Consider the following 18,944-nt stretch of genomic DNA (forward strand, 5'->3'; position numbering starts at 1 on the left):
TCTCCTGGATTCCTTGTCGACGTTCAGATTCCGAGTGTGCGATACCGTTCCATCCGGCGCGCCAAGCGGCGGTCGGATGGTTCACGCATGAGCTCGATGAGTTCGTACTCCAGTGTCGCACCCACCCGGGACACGAAGTCCAATGGCTCCTCACTGGCATCTGGATGTTCGGCGATGATGCGGTCGACGACTCCCGTCGCCTTGAGCATGGGTGCATGCACACCTTGGCTCTGGGCCATCTCCGGCGCGCGGTCGGTCGTCCGGTGCACGATCGCCGAGGCGCCTTCCGGGGGAAGGGGCGAAAGCCACCCGTTTTCGGCACTGAGCACTCGATCCGCGGGGATCAGTGCCAGCGCTCCCCCGCCTGACCCCTCACCGAGGATGAGGGACACCGAGGGTGCATCGAGGTTCGCGAGGTCGGCGAGGCTGCGGGCGATCTCGCCGGCGATTCCGCCCTCTTCAGCGGATTTCGACAGTGCAGCACCAGGGGTGTCGATGACGGTCACCAGCGGCAGATCGAGTTCGGCGGCCAAGCGCATTCCGCGCCTGGCCTCTCGCAGTGCCGCTGGCCCGAGAGGCGCCCGGGAATCCTGGCGGAAACGATCCTGACCGAGGACGATGCACGGGGCGGAGCCGAACTTCGCCAGCGCCAACAGGAGTCCCGGGTCCTTCTCTCCTTGTCCGGTGCCGTTGAGGGGCAGCACGGTGTTGGCCGCGGTGCGCAGCAGGTCGCGAACTCCGGGACGATCGGCGTTGCGGGAACGGGTGATCGCATCCCAGGCGTCGGAGTCCGGATCGACGATCTCGGGGCGTGTGTCCGGGTCGGCGACGCGCGGCGGAATCTCCTTGGCGCCCATGAGCACGTCGAGGACTCGGGCGAGGGTGGTCTGGATCCGTTCGGGACTGATCACTGCGTCGATGATCCCGTGCTTGTGCAGGTTCTCACCCGTCTGCACGTTCTCGGGGAACTTCTCTCCGTAGATGGCCTCAAAGACGCGCGGGCCGAGGAAGCCGATGAGTGATCCAGCCTCGGCGACGGTGACATGGCCCATCGAACCCCAGGAGGCGAACACGCCGCCTGTGGTGGGATGCCGCAGATACACGAGGTAGGGCAGGGCGGCCCGACGATGGGCCATCACGGCGTTGGTGATCTTGACCATCGACAGGAACGCGATCGTGCCTTCCTGCATCCTGGTCCCGCCCGAGGCGGGCCCGGCCAGCAGCGGCAGCCCTTCGAGCGTGGCGCGTTCGATCGCGTCGACGAGCCGCTGAGCCGCGGCAACGCCGATCGAACCGGCAAGGAACCGGAATTCCCCGGCGACGATGGCGACGCGCCGGCCCTCGATCATGCCTTCCCCGGTGATGATGGCCTCATCGACTCCGGATTTCTCCCTGGCTGCGGCGAGTTCGGCCGCGTATTCCTCGGAGATGCCTCCGGCGGGCCTGATCGGAGTCGTATCCCAGGACACGAAGGATCCGTCATCGACGACGATGTCGACGAGTTCATGTGCGTTCAACCGTGCCACGTGCTTATCTCCTGCTTCAGATGTGTCTGACCAACGGTAAATCTGACGAACGGCAAAGCGGTGTTGGGCCACCAGCTGTTGATTGCCGCCAGCTGCGGATCAGAGAGCGCAGCTGGCGGTCAGGGTCCTCAACTGTCCGCATCGAGCCAGGACACGATCGCCTCGGCGTCCTCGTTCAGCAGAGGCGGTGCATCGTGAGCGGTTCTCGTGGTTTCGACCTCGGCCTCGCCGTCCGCGTCGAAGAACCGCAGCGGTGGTCCTGGCAGGTCGATGTCGCCGAGGACGGGATGGTCGACGGAGACCTTGAGTCCCTGGCTCAGTGCCTGGTCCCACGAGTAGACCTCTTCGAGGGTGCGCACGGTGCCGGAGGGGATTCCTGCATCTGCGAGTTTGGCGAGCAGTTCGTCCGATCCGTAGGCGGCGAACTTGCTTTCGATGAGTTCGATCACGGCCGGACGGTTCGCGACACGAGCGGAGTTGTCGCCCATGCCCTCGGTCGCCGGGTCGATGCCGAATGCGGCGCAGAACTTCTGCCACAGGTTCTCGTTGCCCACGGAGATCTGCACGGCACCTTCGTGGCAGTTGAAGAGTCCGTAGGGAGAGAGCGACGGATGGTGGTTGCCACCGGGCTCGGGGTTCTGCCCGGCCACCGTGGCGCGTGTGCCCTGGAAAGCGTGGACTCCGACCATGCCGGCGATGAGCGAGGTCCGCACGACCTTGCCCTTGCCCGTGCGCTCGCGTTCGAGCAGGGCTGCGAGAACGCCGTAGGAGCCGTAGATGCCTGCGAGGAGGTCTGCGATGGGAACGCCGACACGCTGCATGTCCTCGGGTCCGGATCCTGTCAGCGACATGAGTCCGGCCTCGCCCTGGGCGATCTGGTCGTACCCAGCGCGCGAGGATTCGGGTCCGTCGTGGCCGAAGCCGGTGATCGAGAGGAGCACGAGGCGGGGGTTGATCTCCATGCACACGGCGGTGGAGAAGCCGAGCCGATCGAGGACGCCGGAGCGGAAGTTCTCGATGAGCACATCGGCGCGGGAGATCAGTTCCCGCAGCGTCTCCTTGCCGGTGTCCGACTTGAGGTCGAGGGCGATGGATTCCTTGTTGCGGTTGCAGGAGAAGAAGTAGGTGGCCTGAGGATCGTCCTCGGGACCGACGAACGGAGGGCCCCAGGACCGGGAGTCATCCCCCTTGCCCGGGTTCTCGACCTTGATCACTCGGGCTCCGAGGTCACCGAACATCATTCCCGCGTGCGGGCCGGCCAATGCGCGGGAGAGATCGATGACCGTGTATCCGGTCAGTGGGCCTTCGACCCCTGTGATTGTGTCGTTCGACATTCCTATTCCTCCTTGAAGTGGGTCCATCTAGCGATGAGCATACGCAATCGCTGACATTCCTCGTGGGCTCGGGGCCCGTCCGCGTGCTGGATCGCCATCACGGCGTATGTGGTTCCGTCGGTCAAATCGAGGGTGGGCCATGGGTCGTCGCCCTCGGGTGAGAAGGCGACGCCGAGGATCTGCCCCCACGCGAAGGTGCGTGTCCTGACCATGTTCTTCACGACCAGGCCGGCTTCGCTGGGTCGGGCCTGGATGTCGGCGACGCGCAGCAGGGCCGCAGCGAAGATGATCCCGAGCAGGTTCATCCAGACCGTATCGAGCGGGGTCCAGGGGTCCCAGTCCACGACGAGCAGGGCGACGGAGAGCACCGCGAAGCCGATGAACACCACCACGGCGCCGACGGTGCTGATGATGCGCACCTGGCGGGGTCGGAAGACGCGGAACTCAGATTCGGCAGGCGCCAATGTTCGTCACCAGAATCGCACGGGCACCGACTGCGTAGAGACGGTCCATGACATTGTTGACCTCTTTGGATTCGACCATGACGCGCGCGGCCACCCAGCCCGTCTCCTGCAGCGGGGAGATCGTGGGTGATTCGAGGCCGGGCGTGAGTCCGAGGGCCTCAGGCAGAAGGCGCTCTTCGATGTTGTAGTCGACGAGAACGTACTGCCGGGCCACCATCACGGATTCCAGACGGCGACGCAGCACCTCGATCGACTCGGCTGCTCCATCACGCTGGACGAGGACGGCCTCGGATTCCAGCAGGGGTTCGCCGAACGTCTCGAGCCCTGCGGCGCGCAGGGTGCTGCCGGTCTCGACCACGTCGGCGATGGCGTCGGCGACGCCGAGCTGGATGGAGACTTCGATCGCACCGTCGAGCTGAACGGTCTTCGCGTCGATGCCCCTGGCCTGCAGATCGGCGTCGACGAGGTTCGGAAAGCTGGTGGCGATGCGTGCGCCTTCCAGCTGGGTCGGCGATGAGTAGGAACCGGTGACTCCGGCGTAGAAGAAGCGGGAGGCTCCGAATCCGAGGCCGATGACTTCCTGAGCTTCGGCCTCCGACTCAAGCAGCAGGTCCCGACCGGTGATGCCGGCGTCGAGGATTCCCGAGCCGACGTAGACGGCGATGTCGCGCGGGCGCAGGTAGAAGAATTCGACGTCGTTGACTTCGTCCTGATGGACAAGGGTCTTGCTTCCCCGACGGGTGGAGTATCCTGCCTCGCTGAGCATCTCGGAGGCGGCTTCGGACAGTGCGCCCTTGTTCGGCACGGCTACACGCAGCATGGTGTCCTTTTGTGTTTCATCGTCAACGGTTGTGTGGGGTTCGGCTGTGCCGGCGTGGAAGGCTACAGATGCGAGTTGACGTCGTCGAGGCTGAGATCCTTGGCGACCATGAGCACCTGCAGGTGATAGAGCAGCTGAGAGATCTCCTCGGCGAGCTCGTCCTTGGTCTCATATTCTGCCGCCATCCAGACCTCTGCGGCTTCTTCGACGACCTTCTTACCGATCGCATGGATTCCGGCATCGAGTTCGGCCACGGTCTTCGAGCCTTCGGGACGATCGAGGGATTTCTGCAGGAGTTCGGCGTAGAGCGAGTCAAAGGTCTTCACGAATCCAGCCTAATACATCGCGGCCGCCGCGCTCACACGGGGTCTCGGCCAGCGGGACGCTCCCACCCGCCGCGGCAGCCTCAGCTCTCGGTGCTGCGGTTGATGTCCGTGGCACCCCGATGCGGCGCGGAGATCGTCTGGCGTGATCGCTTCGACCAGTCGATGAAGCCGATGACGACCATGACGAGGAAGATGAGGTACACGGCCCCGGAGAACACGAGTCCTCCGGCCACTGCCAAGGGAATCCCGACGAGGTCGACGGCCAGCCAGACGAACCAGAACTCGACGATCGCCCGCCCCTGGGCATACATCGCCACGAGTGATCCGATGAAGATGTAGGCGTCTGGATAGGGATTCCAGGACCACCCTCCGAGGGCGAGGACGTAGCCGAACACCGCGGTGCCCAGCACGAGGGCGCCGATCAGGAGCAGTCGCTCCTTCCAGGTCGCCCAGCGGACGAGGACCTCGCCGGAGGCCTCTCGGGACTTCTTCCACTGCGTCCAGCCCCACACTGCGGCCACGATGATGACGACCTGGCGGGAGGCGTTGCCGCCGAGTCCCGCTGAGATGCTCGCGGCGAAGAGGAGGATAGAGCCCAGGATCTGGACCGGCCAGGACAGGATGTTCCGGCGCAGTGCGAGGACCACGGTGGCCAGAGCACAGATATTGCCGAACAGGTCGGAGTACGGCACCTGTTTGCCCAGCATTTCGAACGCCGGGGTGTTCAGCCAGTCGAGCAGTTCCATATCGGCCTTCTTCAGTGCACGTGGGATGCTGCGAGCTCACGCAGCCCTGAGATCGCAGTGGCAGCGTCCTCGGCACCGTAGACGGCGGACCCGGCCACGAGCACATCGGCACCGGCGTCGACGACGCGTTCGATCGTCGACGTGGAGACTCCCCCGTCGACCTGCAGTTTGATCTCCAGCCCGGCGGCCGAGATCGCCTCACGGGTCCGTCGGATCTTCGGCAGGCACACATCGAGGAACTTCTGCCCGCCGAAACCGGGTTCGACGGTCATGATGAGGATCTGGTCGAACTCGCCGAGGAGGTCGATGAAGGGTTCGATCGGGGTCGCCGGCTTGAGTGCGAGGCTGGCTTTGGCCCCCAGCTTCCGGATCTCCCGGGCCAGGCGCACGGGGGCGGCGGCCGCCTCGGCGTGGAAGGTCACCGAGGCGCAGCCGAGTTCGGCATAGACCGGAGCGTGACGGTCTGCCTCGGCGATCATCAGGTGAGCGTCGAGCGGGATCGGGCTGATCGCCTGGATCCGCTCGACTACGGGAGGCCCGAAGGTGAGGTTCGGGACGAAATGGTTGTCCATCACGTCGATGTGCGCCATATCTGCCGTGCTGATCTTCGCCAGTTCACCACGCAGGTCCGAGAAATCGGAGCTGAGGATGCTGGGATTGATCTCGATCGCCATTTCAGTTCGCCTTCCGCATCAGAGCCAAGAACATTCCATCGGTGTTGTGGACATGGGGCCATAGCTGAGCGTACCGTCCCGCTCCCCGACTCACCGAGGCGAACCCTGCGGCATCGGCGCCCGTGACCTCGGCGAGGACTGCCGGGGCGTCGAGGATCTCGACGTCAATGCCGCGGAGGACATCGTCGACGACCAGCACGGTCTCCGCGTAGTGGGGAGAGCAGGTGGAGTAGGCGACGACTCCCCCCGGAGCACATGCGTTCAAGGCCGCCCGCAGCAGTTCTCGCTGCAGTCCGGCCAGGGCGTTGATGTCCTCGGGGCGACGGCGGTAGCGAGCTTCGGGACGGCGGCGCAGGGCACCGAGGCCCGAGCAGGGGACGTCGACGAGGACCTTCGCATACGGGCCCGTGGCGTCGCGGGCGTCTTGTACGCGGGTGGTGACGTTGTCGAGTGCCTGGGTGGAGGATCTCACGAGCTCGACCCTGTGCTCACTGGAGTCGAAGGCATCGAGGGTGGTCCCCGACTGCTTCGCAATCGCGGCGAGGACTGCGGCCTTGCCACCGGGTCCAGCGCACAGGTCCGCCCAGGTGCCCGCCGGTGCCTGAACCTGCGCCAGTGCCAGGGCCACCAGCGCGGAGCCTTCGTCCTGCACGCGGGCCCGGCCGGTGGCGACGGCGTCGACGTTCTTGGGCACAGCGGTGTCGAGTGTGACGCCGATGGGTGAGAACTCGGTCGGTGCTCCGGGCAGTTCGCTGCGGTCGATGAGTCCGGGCAGAGCGGACACGCTGACCTTCGCGGCCGCGTTGTCGGCTTCGAGCAGCGCCTGCAGTTCAGATGCCTGCCGTCCGTGGCCCTTGAGAGCCTGAGTCATCGCCCTCACGATCCATTCCGGGTGGGAGTACTCGATGGCCTGTTCACCCACCGCGGTGGCTCCGGCGGTGACGCGGCGCAGCCATTCGGCCCGGTCGACCTCGGAGATCCGACGCAGGACGGCGTTGACGAACCCGGATGTCTTCGGTGCGTAGGACTTGATGACGGCGACAGTCTCCGACAGCGCCGCATGGTCTGGCACGCGCATGGACAGGATCTGGTGGGCGCCGAGGCGCATGCCTGCCAGCGGTTCGGGGTCGATGGAGTCGAGGGACCGGTTCGCCGCCTTGGCGATGATCGCATCGTAGAACTCCTGTTGACGCAGAGCACCGTAGGTGAGTTCAGTCGTGAACGCCGCGTCCTGGTGGTCCATATGCGTGCGGGCGAGCTTGGCGGGCAGGAGCAGGTTCGCGTAGGAGTCCTTCGTCTCAACGTCGACGAGGACCTCCCAGGCGATGCGCCGCGGCAGGTTCTTCGCCTGTCTCGGCTCTCGTCCTGCCGGTCTCTTCCGCGGCATGCGCTCATCTGCTGGCATCTGTCTCATGCTCCTTGCTCGGGGTCTGCCGCCGGCTCGGCGCTGGTTTCAGTGGGATCGAATCGGATGTCGCCACGTCCGCGGAGGAAGTCCACGGCCGCCATCCGTGCCTTGCCGAAGGGTTGGATCTCCGCGACATGGACCCAGCCGTCGCCGCAGCCGAGGACGGCGGTCTTCTGCCAGGAGGTGAGCAATCCGACTTCTGGAGGGGTGGTGACGTCGGGCGCGGGTGTGAGTCCGAAGAGTTTGGTCCGCTTCCCGTCGACGTTCGCCCATGGCCCGGGGCTGGGGCTGACTCCCCGGGAACGGTCGATGATCGCCCGGGCAGAGTCGGAGAAGTCGAGATGGGCATCATCGATGCCGATCTTGTCCGCGTGGCTCGCTTCTCCGGACTGCGGGGTCATCACTGCGGTTCCGTCCGCGAGGTCATCGAAGGCGGCGACCAGTTCGACCGCGCCTCGGCGGGCGTAGTCGTCGAGGGCGGCGGCGACATCGGGATGGTCCAGAGGCAGTTCGAGGCTGCGCAGGACGGGTCCGGAATCCATGCCCTCGTCGATCTTGAACACGCTGACTCCGCTGCTGCTCTGGCCCGCGATGAGGGCCCGTTGGACCGGTGCGGCTCCGCGATGCGCCGGCAGGAGTGAGAAGTGGAGGTTGAACCAGCCGAGTTCGGCGGTCGACAGCGCTGCCGGGCCGGCGATGGCACCATAGGCGACCACGGCCACGGCATCGACCTTGAGGGCTCGGAGTTCGGCGATGACCTCGCCGCGGAGTCGGCTGGCCTCGATGACGTCGAGGCCGAGTTCGAGGGCTCGTGCCTTGACCGGCGAGGGGGTGAGGACGCGTTTGCGCCCCACCGGGGCATCGGGTCGGGTGAGGACGGCACGGATGCGGTGCCGGGATTCGACAAGGGCCTCGAGGGCTGGCACTGCGGCATCCGGAGTTCCGGCGAAGACGATATCCACTTGAGGAATTCTACTTGTTCGCTTCGCGGACGCAGAGTCCGGGCACCGGTGCACTCACAGCGACCGCGGATCGTCGATGCGGACGCGCACCTGGGGAAGCTTCTTGGCAGACCGGGAGGCGATCTGATGAGCCAGTGCTTCGCCGACCGTGTCTCCTGCTGCGATCGGATAGGCGGCAACGGCCTTCTGCTCGTCACCGTCGGAGTCGCGGATGAGTTCGGTGAGATCTGGGACGGCCGCGATGACGGCGTCGATGTCGGTGCCGGCACCGGTGAGTTCGACAATGCGACGGTAGGGCGGAAAGCCGAGATCCAAACGATCGCCGAGAGCTCTGGACATGGTGGTGACCGGGTCGAAGGTGGTCACCGTGTTCCGGATCGTCTCATCGGTATCGCCGAGGTAGACGACTCCCCCAGCTGTGCGTGACCTCACGAGAACTGCCGCCCGCAGCCGTCTGCTGACTCCTTCATCGGTCGAGCGCATCCACGGCCCTGGCCACAGCGAGTCGAGCAGGATTGCGCAGGCGTAGCCACCGAGAGCATAGGGTTCTGCTCCGGTGGTGGCGACGACGATACGCCGGCTGTCGTCGATGGCCACAGGAATGTCATCGCCGCCGGATTCGAGGATCTCGATTCCCGGCATGGCCTTGCGCAGCTCCTCGACTGTCCGACCCCTGCCGCGCACGATCGAGCGCACCTGATTCGAGCGGCAGCGCCCGCAGGAGAACGTATCGGAGTGGTAGCCGCAGGAGCGACAGGCGAAGGGCCCGACCTCCGACTGAGTGGTCAGTGTGGCCGAGCATTGAGGGCAGCGAGCGACCTCTTGGCATCTCGCGCAGGCGAACACCGGGTAGTACCCGGCACGCGGGACCTGGACGAGGACGGGTCCGACCGCGTTCGTGTCCTTGGCGCCGGGGCGCAGGGCACCGCGCATCAGCTGCCAGGCGCGTGATGGGATGCGCTGCCAGGCGAAGGGGTCACGCTCCTCGTCGGGAACGTAGACGCGTGGCGCGCCCTCACGGCGCTCGGGGCCGGTGGGCGTGGCGTCACGAAGCCACCCCACCTCGACCAGACGCTGAATCTCCGCGCTGCGATCGGTGGAGACGAACAGCAGTCCGGTGGCGTCGATGGTCGATCTCAGCAGGCACACTTCTCTGGCGTGCGGATACGGCGCGTGCTGGTCGAGGTAGTTCGGGTTCGAGTCGTCGAAGCAGATGATGAGGCCGAGGCCGGCGATCGGAGCGAAGGCGGCCGCTCTGGTGCCGATCGTCACTCGTGTGTGCCCCAGCAGGCTGCGCAGCCAGGCTTTCCACCTCTGCTCCGGTGACTGGTCTGCACTCAGGACTGAGTAGGAGGGGATGTCCGGGCTAGCGTCAAGTGCCGCCGAGAGGACTGCGAGCTCACGGTGATCGGGCACCAGCCACAGCACCGACTCCCCTGCAGCCAGTGTCGCTCGGGCAGCCTCCAGCCCGGCGGTGATCCAACTCAGCCCCGGCGTCGGGCCGGGAACGCAGGTCAGTGCCATCCGCGGATGCTCAGCGGCTGGGAAGTCGTCTTCTCGCTCGTGCGAAGACTCGCGGACCACCCATGCGCCGAGGCGGTCGATCGTGTTCTCGGCAGGCCCTTGATCGGCAGTCGAGGACGCGGAGACCGTGCTTGCGTTGTCGGAGTCGGACGGTGCCCCAGAGCTGCCCTCGTTGTGTTGAAGCGTCTTCTCGGCCTTGAGCACAGCCTTCTCGGCGCGTGCGTGGCGCGGCGGGATCGCCAGACGCAGAACATCGGAGAGGGTTCCCGCGTACCGGCGGGCAGTGGCAGAAGCGAGGCTCATCAGTCCGGGGGTGAGCACCACGACGGGACTGGTGATGCGCTCGATCGTAGCGAGTGGGCCGATGTGGTCGGACTTCTCGACCCGTTCGAGGAGGAAGCCGTCGCGCAGTCTTCCGGCGAATCTGACCCTGACTCGCACACCCGGGCGGGCCGTGTCGGCGAACTTCTCCGGAACCGCGTAGTCGAAGGCACGGGCCAGGTGCGGCACCGGGTGATCGATGAGCACATGGGCGACGGGGTCTTCCGCTGCCAGCGGCACCTGCCCGACGGCTGAGGTGCCGGTGTCGATCGGAAGAGGTTCGTCCATCAAGCCGAGGAGACTGCGCGCAGCAGATCGTCGGCGCGGTCCGTGACCTCCCAGGTGAAGTCGGGGAGCTCACGGCCGAAGTGGCCGTATGTCGATGTCTGAGAGTAGATCGGGCGCAGGAGATCGAGTTCCTGGATGATCATGGCAGGTCGCAGGTCGAAGACTTCGCGAATGGCCCGCGAGATCGCGTGCGGGTCGACCTTCTCGGTGCCGAATGTTTCGACGTAGAGGCCCATCGGGTCGACACGGCCGATCGCATAGGAGACCTGCACCTCGGCGCGGTCGGCGAGTCCGGCGGCCACAACGTTCTTCGCGACCCAGCGCATGGCGTACGCAGCTGAGCGGTCGACCTTCGAGGGGTCCTTGCCGGAGAAGGCGCCTCCGCCGTGACGCGAGTATCCGCCATACGTGTCGACGATGATCTTGCGGCCTGTCAGCCCCGCGTCGCCCATCGGCCCGCCAGTGACGAAGGGGCCGGCCGGGTTGATGTGGATGTTCGCATGGCTGTCATCGAGACCGGAGCCTGCGATGACCGGATCGATGACGAAGTCTTTGATCTCGGCGTGAAGCTGTGCCTGATCGACGTGGCCTGCATGCTGAGTCGAGACGACGATGTTCTCGATCGACACGGCTTCGTTGCCGTCGTAGCCCAGTGTCAGCTGGGTTTTGCCGTCAGGACGCAGATAGTCCAGTGCACCGGTCTTGCGCACCTCGGAGAGCTTCTCCGCCATGCGTGAGGCGAGATGGATGGGTACGGGCATGAGGACGTCGGTGGCGTTGTCGGCATAGCCGAACATGAGGCCCTGGTCGCCGGCGCCGAGGCTCGAACCGTGGTCGGATTCCACGGCTTCGCGGAAGTCCAGTGGGTTCGTCACTCCGGAATGGATGTCGGTGGACTGACTGCCGATGGACACGGAGACGCCGCAGGAGTGACCGTCGAATCCGGTGTCGGAGGAGTCATAGCCGATTCCGGTGATGAGCCGGCGCACGATGCCGGCGACGTCGGCATAGGCTGCGGTATTGACCTCGCCGGCGACGTGGACGAGACCGGTGGTGACCATTGTCTCGACGGCGACCTTGGCGTTCGGGTCCTGACTCAGCAGATCGTCGAGGACGGCATCACTGATCTGGTCACAGATCTTGTCGGGATGACCCTCGGTGACGGATTCGGACGAGAAGAAGCGCAGATTTGATTGACTCACGCCGTCGATTCTACGCATTCCAAACGGCTGACGAGAGCCTCGACGACCTTTTCCGAAACATCGTCCTTGCTGCCGGTGAGTTCTGGGCTGGCGACGACTTCGTCACCGTCGACGCTCAGGATCTGGACGGCATTGTCGTCGTGGCCGAAGGCCCTGTCGTCCGAGACATTGTTGAAGACGAGAAGGTCGACGCCCTTGCGACGGAACTTCGCCTTCGCATAGTCGAGTGCGCTGTGATGAGAATCTCCGGTCTCGGCGGCGAATCCGATGATGAGCTGGTGTTCGCGACGTGATTCGACGAGTCCCACGAGCACATCCGGGTTCTGCACCAAGTTCAGAGTCATTCCCTCATCACCCGACTTCTTCATCTTCGATTCGGTGCGCTCGGCTGGGCGGTAGTCGGCCACGGCGGCGGCCATGATGATGGCATCAGCATCAGCCTGAGCAGCCTGCATCTGGGCCTGAAGCTCGAGCGTGGACTCGACCGCGGTGATCGCGACACTGTCGGGCAGTGCGGACAGCAGACCCGAGTCGATGTTGGCAGCGACCAGGTCGACGTGGGCTCCGGCGGCGGCAGCGGCACGTGCCAGCGCAATGCCCTGCTTGCCTGAGGAGCGGTTCCCGAGGAATCGGACAGGATCGAGCGGTTCCCTGGTCCCGCCGGCACTGATGACGACGCGCCTGTTGTTCAGCAGCCCGACTGTCTTCAGCACTGGATCGGTCTGCGCTGATCGGGCAGCTGCCAGGGCGAAGTCGACGATCGTGTCGGGTTCGGGCAGACGACCGGGACCGGAGTCCGGGCCGGTGAGACGCCCCACTGCGGGTTCGAGGACATGGATGCCCCGCTGCTTCAAGGTCGCGATGTTCGCGACGGTGGCGGGGTTCTGCCACATCTCGGTGTGCATGGCGGGGGCGACGACCACTTCGGCGGTCGTCGTGAGGACCGTGGCGGTCAGCAGGTCATCGGCGATGCCTGCGGCCAGCTTGGCCAGAGTATTGGCGGTGGCCGGCGCGATGATGACGAGTTCGGCGTCCTGCCCGATGCGGACATGGTTGACCGATTCGACCTCGTCGAAGACATCGGTGGTCACGGTCTGTGAGGACAGAGCTTCGAAGGTGGCCGCACCGACGAAGTTCAGAGCGCTGGCGGTGGGCACGACCTTGACGCTGTGCCCGAGTTCCCGGAGTCGCCGAATGACATGGCACGCCTTGTAAGCGGCGATTCCACCGGCGACGCCGAGTACGGTTCTCACTGGTCGCTGAAGTCCAGTGCGCCGTCGTTGCTGGCAGCGGGCTGCACAGGCTCTTGGCTGAGCGCACCGAAGTCGGCTTCGGTGACTTCGCGGGCCACGATCTTGCCTTCGTTGATCTCGCGGAGCGCGATCGAGAGCGGCTTCTCGTGGGTACCCGGGGTCACCAGCGGACCGACGTTCTCGAGCAGGCCCTCTTGGAGCTGGGCGTAGTAGGAGTTGATCTGGCGGGCTCGCTGAGCCGCAATCGAGACCAGTTCGTACTTCGAGCTGGTCACGGCCAGCAGATCATCAATCGGTGGATTGGTGATGCCTTCAGGTTGTGCAGGCAATGAATGTCCAATCTAATCGGTAGTGGGTATACCCATCAATGATATGAGTTCTTCGGCCGCAGTGCGAACGTGGTCATTGACGATCGTGACATCGAACTCGGATTCGGCCTGCAATTCCTGCTTGGCCGTGGTCAGCCGACGCTCCTGTTCGACTGCCGTTTCCGTTCCGCGTCCGGTGAGTCTCGACACCAGTTCCTCCCAGCTGGGCGGAGACAGGAAGACGAACAGCGCGTCGGGCATCTTGTCCTTGACCTGGCGTGCTCCCTGCAGATCGATCTCCAGCAGGGAGGGTATCCCCTGACTCAGCTTCTCCTGAACCTGGGCCGAAGGAGTGCCGTAGCGGTGGCGTCCGTGGACGACGGCGTACTCGAGCAGCTCACCGGCAGCGATGAGCGAGTCGAATTCGTCATCGCTGATGAAGTGATAATGAACACCATCGATTTCGCCGGGTCGCCGCGGCCGCGTGGTGGCGGAGACGGAGAACCAGACCTCGGGATGATGATCTCTGATGTACGCGCTGATGGTGCCTTTTCCGACCGCGGTAGGTCCCGCGAGGACGGTCAGTCGATTATTCACAGATCTATTGTTCACACATTCAGGAGTATTTCTCCAACAGGGCATTCTTCTGGTGTACGCCCAGGCCCTTGATCCGACGTGACGATGCGATGCCGACGTCGTCCATGGCCGCTTCCGCGCGTCGGTCGCCGACTCCGGGCAACGATCTCAGCAGATCGACGACGCGCATCTTCGCGAGTGCCTCGTCTGCGCCGGCCTTCTTCAGCACAGCAGCGAGATCGGTTTGACCATTCTTCAGCGCTGTCTTGACCTCGGCCCGCGCCTGACGCGCTTTGAAGGCCTTGTCCAGAGCGGCTGAACGCTGTTGCGGGGTCAAAGGTTCGAGTGCCACATTATCTCCTCTGTCACCATGAACGGGCAGGTAGGGAAGTTGCTTCAGTCTAAAACAAAAACCCTCGTGAGAGGCATAAAGCGCAAAAGAAAACTCAAGTGTCTGCAGAACACGTCGTTTTCAGTACCCTATTGACCCGGGATATCACCAGTGGTTGGATAAGCGCATGGCGCGAGGCACAGCAGCATCCCAGGGCGCAGCTCACGAAGGTGGCCGTGCCCCGGAACCGGCGGCCACCGATGTCGGCGTCCGTTTGGCCCACGAGCGGGACCTGCCCGGCTTAGCCGAGCTGCGTTGGCGGTGGGCCCTTGAACAGCATGAGCGCAGCGAACTTCCCCCACTCGAGGAATTTACAGCAGCAACTGCTGACTGGTCGCACCGTCACTCGGACTCACACATCCCTTTCGTGGCTGTCCTCAGAGACGAACCGGTCGGCATGGCATGGTTAGCGATACTGCCGCGGGTACTGGCGCCCCTGAATCCAGATCGAGCCAGCGGTGATATCCAATCGTGCTTTGTCGTCCCGCAACTGCGCGGCAACGGCATTGGTCATCGCCTCGTCACCGAAGTCATCGAATATGCTCACCGACGTGGACTTGACTACATCACGGCCCACTCGTCCGAAGGCGCCGTGAGAATGTACGAGAGAGCCGGCTTCAAACAGTATTCTGCACTGCTGGGCAGAAGCACTGTCTGAAGCCGGGGAATCCCGTAGGTATGTAGACTCAGCCCACCTGTTTCAGGGACAGGTTCAGTGCCTTCGCTGCGGCTTGGAGCCCGTTGGGCCCCGCACCGAGGACAGCACGTGAGGTCGTGGCCAGAATCTGGTTGGCAGCGATCGCATCGGCTCCGAAGACGTCGATGAGTTCGTTGATTCCTGCGCCCTGAGCGCCGACTCCCGGGGCCAGGATCGGCCCTCCACATGCAGACGGGTCGAACCCGAGGTCACGTGCCGCGGAACCGATTGTCGCCCCCACCACCAGACCGAAGCGCCCGAGGCCCTGTGCGGAGGCAGCCGAGTTGCGCTGCGCGACCTGGCCGACGATCGACCCTGCCACGGACTCACCGAAACCGGGAACAGCCTCGGCGCTCAGGGCGTGCTGGACCTCTGCGCCTTCCGGGTTCGAGGTCAGAGCCAGGACGAAGACTCCCCGATCATGAGCCAAGGCGAGTTCGAAGGCCGGGTCCAGTGCCCCGAATCCGAGGTACGGAGACACAGTGATCGAATCGGCGGCCAGCGCCGAGGCGGGGTCGAGGTAGGCGCGTGCGTAGGCTCCCATGGTCGATCCGATGTCCCCGCGTTTGATATCGAGGACACTGATGAGATCGTGTTCCCGGCAGGCTGCCAGTGTCTCTTCGAGAACAGCGACTCCGGCCGAACCGTATTGCTCGTAGAAGGCTGACTGCGGTTTGACCGCAGCCACATTCCCAGCCAGCTCGGTCACCGTGCGCAGTGAGAATTCCCGCAGCCCTGCCGCTGTGCGCGGCAGGCCCCAGGCCTCAAGGAGATGCTCATGGGGGTCGATGCCCACACACAGTGGTCCGTGCTCCTCCATGGCCTCCTGGAGGCGGGCGCCGAACATCAAGCGTTCCAGTCCTGCAGGCTGCGGACCTTGAAAGTCTTGTCACGAACGACCTCGAGTGAGGTGACTGCGGCCGCGAACTCGGCGAGTGTGGTGATCAGCGGCACGGAGTGCGCGGTCGCCGAGGCACGGATCTCGTAGCCGTCTGCCCGTTCCTGGCGTCCGGATGGGACGTTGATGACCATGTCGATCGTACCGGCGGCCAGGTAGTCGAGGATCGTGCGATCCTCGGCATCGGCCTCGAAGTGCTTGTGCACCTGTGTGGTCTTGATGCCGTACCGGGACAGAACTGCGGCCGTTCCGGTTGTGGCGACCACGTCGAAGCCCATGTCGACGAGTTCCTTGACCGGCAGGACCATGGCCCTTTTGTCCCGGTCAGCGACGGACACGAACACGGTGCCGGAGGTCGGAAGCTTGATCGATGCTCCCAGCAGGCCCTTCGCGAAGGCAGTCGGGAAGTCGTGGTCGATGCCCATGACCTCACCGGTCGAGCGCATCTCCGGTCCGAGGATCGAATCGACGACCTTGCCCTCGACGGTCCTGAATCGACGGAACGGCAGGACCGCTTCCTTGACCGCGATCGGGTGGTCCAAGGACAGTCGCGAACCGTCGCCGGTCTCCGGGAGCATGTCTCCGCGCATATCGGCGATGGTGCGTCCGACCGCGATGAGCGCGGCGGCCTTCGCCAGCTGTGTGGAAGTGGCCTTCGAGACGAACGGCACGGTCCGGGAGGCACGGGGGTTGGCTTCGATGACGTGGAGGACGTCGGCGGTGATGGCGAACTGGATGTTGAGCAGCCCGCGCACGTTCGTGCCTTCGGCGATTGCCGCGGTGGCGCTGCGGACACGGTCGAGCACGTCTTCGCCCAGGGTCAGCGAGGGCAGCACGCAGGCGGAGTCACCGGAGTGGATTCCGGCTTCCTCGATGTGCTCCATGATGCCGCCGATGAAGATGTCGGTGCCGTCGTAGAGGGCATCGACATCGATTTCGATGGCGTCCTCGAGGAAGCGGTCGACGAGGACGGGACGGTCAATGGAGATCTCTGTGGCAGTGGCCATGTAGTCCACGAGCTGAGTGCGGTCGTAGACGATCTGCATGCCGCGGCCACCGAGCACATATGAGGGGCGGACGAGGACCGGGTAGCCGATCTCCTCCGCGATCGTCTCGGCCTCCGCGTAGGTCACAGCGGTGCCGTGCTTCGGTGCGGTGAGACCGGCGCGGTCGAGGACGGCGCCGAATTCGCCGCGATCCTCGGCCAGGTCGATGGCTTCGGGCTGGGTGCCGAGGACCGGCACTCCTGCGGCCTTGAGCTTGTCGGCCAGGCCCAGCGGGGTCTGGCCACCCAGTGTGCAGACGACGCCGAGCACGGGACCGGCGGCCACCTCGGCGTGATAGACCTCCATCACGTCTTCGAAGGTCAGGGGTTCGAAGTAGAGGCGATCCGCGGTGTCATAGTCCGTGGACACGGTCTCCGGATTGCAGTTGACCATGATGGTCTCGAAGCCGGCCTCGGAGATGGCCATCGTCGCGTGCACGCATGAGTAGTCGAACTCGATGCCCTGGCCGATCCGGTTCGGTCCCGAACCGAGGATGATCACGGCAGGCTTCTCGCGCGGGGCGACCTCGGTCTCTTCGTCATAGCTCGAGTAGTGGTACGGGGTGTGTGCGGCGAACTCACCGGCGCAGGTGTCGACGGTCTTGAACACGGGGCGGATCCGCAGGGCATGCCGGACACCGGTGACGACACCGGTATCCATGCTGCGCAGCGACGCGATCTGCTCATCGGAGAAGCCGTGGTTCTTCGCAACCTGCAGCACCTGGGCGTCGAGTTCCTCGGCCGAGGAGATGAACTCGGCGACCTCATTGATCAGTTCGATCTGGTCGAGGAACCAGGGATCGATCTCGCAGGCCTCGAATACCTCGGCATTGCTCAGGCCAGCGGCCAATCCGCGCTGAACGGAATGGATGCGGTCGGCTGTCGCGTGCGAGATCGACTCAAGGACGGATTCTCTGACATCCTCGTCGCTGATGTCGGGAAGATCGGACCAGGAGAACGAGGCATCGCGCTGCTCCATCGACCGCATGGCCTTCTGCAGTGCGGTGGTGAAGTTGCGGCCCAGGGACATGACCTCGCCCACGGACTTCATGGTCGTGGTCAGCGTCGGATCCGCTGCGGGGAACTTCTCGAACGTAAACCGTGGGATCTTGACCACGACGTAGTCGAGTGTCGGTTCGAAGCTGGCCGGTGTGACCTTCGTGATGTCGTTGGGGATCTCGTCGAGCGAGTAGCCCACGGCCAGCTTGGCGGCCATCTTGGCGATCGGGAAGCCTGTGGCCTTCGATGCCAGTGCCGAGGACCGTGAGACTCTGGGATTCATTTCGATGACGACGATGCGGCCGGTCGCAGGATCCACTGCGTACTGGATGTTGCAGCCGCCGGTGGCGACTCCGACGGCGCGGATGACGTCGATGCCGATGTCGCGCATCTTCTGGTATTCGCGGTCGGTCAGGGTCAGCGATGGGGCCACCGTGATCGAGTCGCCGGTGTGGACGCCGACGGGGTCGACGTTCTCGATCGAGCAGATGACGACCACGTTGTCCTTGTGGTCGCGCATGAGTTCGAGTTCGTATTCCTTCCAGCCGAGGATCGACTCCTCGAGGAGCACCTCGTGGGTGATGGAGTCACCCAAGCCGGCGCCGGCGATGCGCCGGAGGTCGTTCTCGTCATAGGCCATGCCGGAACCCAGTCCGCCCATCGTGAACGAGGGTCGCACGACGACGGGATAGTTGAGCTCTTCGGCCCCGGCCAGTGCCTCGTCGATGGTGTGGCAGATGACGGATTTCGCCGACTCGGCGCCGCATTCCTCAACGATGGTCTTGAACTTCTGCCGGTCCTCGCCGCGCTGGATGGCGTCGACGTCGGCGCCGATGAGTTCGACCCCGTACTTCTCGAGGATGCCGGCATCGTGCAGTGCGATCGCCGCATTCAGCGCTGTCTGTCCGCCCAGGGTCGGCAGGATCGCGTCGGGGCGTTCCTTGTCGATGATCGATTCGATGATGTCGGGATCGATCGGCTCGACGTAGGTGGCATCGGCGACGTCGGGGTCGGTCATGATCGTCGCGGGATTGGAGTTGATGAGGATGACGCGCAGGCCTTCATCCCGCAGGACACGGCATGCCTGGGTGCCCGAGTAGTCGAATTCGCAGGCCTGCCCGATCACGATGGGGCCGGAGCCGATGACGAGAACGGATGAGAGATCTTGTCTGAGTGGCATGA

At 64.7% G+C, this 18,944-nt stretch carries 18 protein-coding genes; 1 reads left to right on the forward strand and 17 read right to left on the reverse strand.

What is annotated here, in order from left to right; all coding sequences use genetic code 11:
• Nucleotides 1-23: 23 nt before the first annotated feature.
• The 15 genes from JFC13_RS06425 to mihF form a co-directional block, all read right to left on the reverse strand.
• Nucleotides 24-1,526 carry a carboxyl transferase domain-containing protein gene (locus JFC13_RS06425; protein ID WP_198396275.1) on the reverse strand — a complete coding sequence of 501 codons (1,503 nt, stop codon included), beginning with the start codon at nucleotides 1,524-1,526 and terminating at the stop codon, nucleotides 24-26.
• Between the two features lie 128 nt (nucleotides 1,527-1,654).
• Complete coding sequence (locus tag JFC13_RS06430) at nucleotides 1,655-2,860, reverse strand: CaiB/BaiF CoA transferase family protein (RefSeq protein WP_198396276.1); 1,206 nt, start codon at nucleotides 2,858-2,860, stop codon at nucleotides 1,655-1,657.
• A gap of 2 nt (nucleotides 2,861-2,862) precedes the next feature.
• Nucleotides 2,863-3,279, reverse strand: a complete 417-nt coding sequence (locus JFC13_RS06435; protein ID WP_332839350.1) for a PH domain-containing protein — start codon at nucleotides 3,277-3,279, stop codon at nucleotides 2,863-2,865.
• Between the two features lie 25 nt (nucleotides 3,280-3,304).
• A complete protein-coding gene (hisG, locus tag JFC13_RS06440) occupies nucleotides 3,305-4,144 on the reverse strand; it encodes an ATP phosphoribosyltransferase (protein WP_198396278.1) in 840 nt (279 codons plus the stop codon).
• A gap of 62 nt (nucleotides 4,145-4,206) precedes the next feature.
• Nucleotides 4,207-4,470, reverse strand: a complete 264-nt coding sequence (locus tag JFC13_RS06445) for a phosphoribosyl-ATP diphosphatase (RefSeq protein ID WP_198396279.1) — start codon at nucleotides 4,468-4,470, stop codon at nucleotides 4,207-4,209.
• 80 nt (nucleotides 4,471-4,550) lie between these two features.
• Nucleotides 4,551-5,216: a nicotinamide mononucleotide transporter family protein gene (locus JFC13_RS06450; protein WP_198396280.1), complete on the reverse strand. Its 666-nt coding sequence runs from the start codon at nucleotides 5,214-5,216 to the stop codon at nucleotides 4,551-4,553.
• An 11-nt stretch (nucleotides 5,217-5,227) separates the two neighbouring features.
• Complete coding sequence (gene rpe / locus JFC13_RS06455; RefSeq protein WP_198396281.1) at nucleotides 5,228-5,890, reverse strand: ribulose-phosphate 3-epimerase; 663 nt, start codon at nucleotides 5,888-5,890, stop codon at nucleotides 5,228-5,230.
• 1 nt (nucleotide 5,891) lies between these two features.
• Nucleotides 5,892-7,295 (reverse strand): RsmB/NOP family class I SAM-dependent RNA methyltransferase, encoded by a 1,404-nt coding sequence (locus tag JFC13_RS06460; RefSeq protein ID WP_198396475.1) that lies wholly within the window; start codon nucleotides 7,293-7,295, stop codon nucleotides 5,892-5,894.
• Nucleotides 7,296-7,300: 5 nt separating this feature from the next.
• Nucleotides 7,301-8,260, reverse strand: a complete 960-nt coding sequence (locus tag JFC13_RS19820; RefSeq protein WP_198396282.1) for a methionyl-tRNA formyltransferase — start codon at nucleotides 8,258-8,260, stop codon at nucleotides 7,301-7,303.
• Nucleotides 8,261-8,314: 54 nt separating this feature from the next.
• On the reverse strand, nucleotides 8,315-10,393 hold the full coding sequence (locus JFC13_RS06470) for a primosomal protein N' family DNA-binding protein (protein WP_198396283.1): 2,079 nt from the start codon (nucleotides 10,391-10,393) through the stop codon (nucleotides 8,315-8,317).
• Entirely contained in the window at nucleotides 10,393-11,595 is a 1,203-nt protein-coding gene (gene metK, locus JFC13_RS06475; protein WP_332839351.1) for a methionine adenosyltransferase, read from the reverse strand. Before metK ends, JFC13_RS06470 begins: the two co-directional genes overlap by 1 nt.
• The gene (gene coaBC, locus JFC13_RS06480) at nucleotides 11,592-12,848 is read right to left on the reverse strand and encodes a bifunctional phosphopantothenoylcysteine decarboxylase/phosphopantothenate--cysteine ligase CoaBC (RefSeq protein ID WP_198396285.1); all 1,257 of its coding nucleotides are present in this window, start codon (nucleotides 12,846-12,848) and stop codon (nucleotides 11,592-11,594) included. The genes metK and coaBC overlap by 4 nt, the downstream gene beginning before the upstream one ends.
• A complete protein-coding gene (rpoZ, locus tag JFC13_RS06485; RefSeq protein ID WP_198396286.1) occupies nucleotides 12,845-13,177 on the reverse strand; it encodes a DNA-directed RNA polymerase subunit omega in 333 nt (110 codons plus the stop codon). Before rpoZ ends, coaBC begins: the two co-directional genes overlap by 4 nt.
• A gap of 12 nt (nucleotides 13,178-13,189) precedes the next feature.
• Nucleotides 13,190-13,753, reverse strand: a complete 564-nt coding sequence (gene gmk / locus JFC13_RS06490) for a guanylate kinase (protein ID WP_235344366.1) — start codon at nucleotides 13,751-13,753, stop codon at nucleotides 13,190-13,192.
• A gap of 19 nt (nucleotides 13,754-13,772) precedes the next feature.
• Nucleotides 13,773-14,084, reverse strand: a complete 312-nt coding sequence (gene mihF / locus JFC13_RS06495) for an integration host factor, actinobacterial type (protein WP_092108101.1) — start codon at nucleotides 14,082-14,084, stop codon at nucleotides 13,773-13,775.
• 166 nt (nucleotides 14,085-14,250) lie between these two features.
• Here mihF and JFC13_RS06500 point away from each other — a divergent pair, with 166 nt between their 5' ends.
• Nucleotides 14,251-14,781 carry a GNAT family N-acetyltransferase gene (locus tag JFC13_RS06500; protein WP_198396288.1) on the forward strand — a complete coding sequence of 177 codons (531 nt, stop codon included), beginning with the start codon at nucleotides 14,251-14,253 and terminating at the stop codon, nucleotides 14,779-14,781.
• A gap of 28 nt (nucleotides 14,782-14,809) precedes the next feature.
• Here JFC13_RS06500 and pyrF read toward each other — a convergent pair whose 3' ends face one another.
• Together pyrF and carB are read right to left on the reverse strand one after the other, a co-directional pair.
• Nucleotides 14,810-15,667, reverse strand: a complete 858-nt coding sequence (gene pyrF / locus JFC13_RS06505; RefSeq protein WP_198396476.1) for an orotidine-5'-phosphate decarboxylase — start codon at nucleotides 15,665-15,667, stop codon at nucleotides 14,810-14,812.
• Nucleotides 15,667-18,942: a carbamoyl-phosphate synthase large subunit gene (carB, locus tag JFC13_RS06510; protein WP_198396289.1), complete on the reverse strand. Its 3,276-nt coding sequence runs from the start codon at nucleotides 18,940-18,942 to the stop codon at nucleotides 15,667-15,669. Before carB ends, pyrF begins: the two co-directional genes overlap by 1 nt.
• Nucleotides 18,943-18,944: the final 2 nt, after the last annotated feature.

The organism is Brevibacterium antiquum (genome assembly GCF_016107655.1).
In the GTDB taxonomy this organism is placed as follows: domain Bacteria; phylum Actinomycetota; class Actinomycetes; order Actinomycetales; family Brevibacteriaceae; genus Brevibacterium; species Brevibacterium antiquum.

Excerpts from the sequence above, each read along its gene's own strand:
- JFC13_RS06430 (WP_198396276.1), bottom strand. The coding sequence starts at position 2,860 with ATGTCGAACGACACAATCACAGGGGTCGAAGGCCCACTGACCGGATAC.
- hisG (WP_198396278.1), bottom strand. The coding sequence starts at position 4,144 with ATGCTGCGTGTAGCCGTGCCGAACAAGGGCGCACTGTCCGAAGCCGCC.
- JFC13_RS06450 (WP_198396280.1), bottom strand. The coding sequence starts at position 5,216 with ATGGAACTGCTCGACTGGCTGAACACCCCGGCGTTCGAAATGCTGGGC.
- rpe (WP_198396281.1), bottom strand. The coding sequence starts at position 5,890 with ATGGCGATCGAGATCAATCCCAGCATCCTCAGCTCCGATTTCTCGGAC.
- JFC13_RS06460 (WP_198396475.1), bottom strand. The coding sequence starts at position 7,295 with ATGCCAGCAGATGAGCGCATGCCGCGGAAGAGACCGGCAGGACGAGAG.
- JFC13_RS06470 (WP_198396283.1), bottom strand. The coding sequence starts at position 10,393 with ATGGACGAACCTCTTCCGATCGACACCGGCACCTCAGCCGTCGGGCAG.
- JFC13_RS06500 (WP_198396288.1), top strand. The coding sequence starts at position 14,251 with ATGGCGCGAGGCACAGCAGCATCCCAGGGCGCAGCTCACGAAGGTGGC.
- pyrF (WP_198396476.1), bottom strand. The coding sequence starts at position 15,667 with ATGTTCGGCGCCCGCCTCCAGGAGGCCATGGAGGAGCACGGACCACTG.
- carB (WP_198396289.1), bottom strand. The coding sequence starts at position 18,942 with ATGCCACTCAGACAAGATCTCTCATCCGTTCTCGTCATCGGCTCCGGC.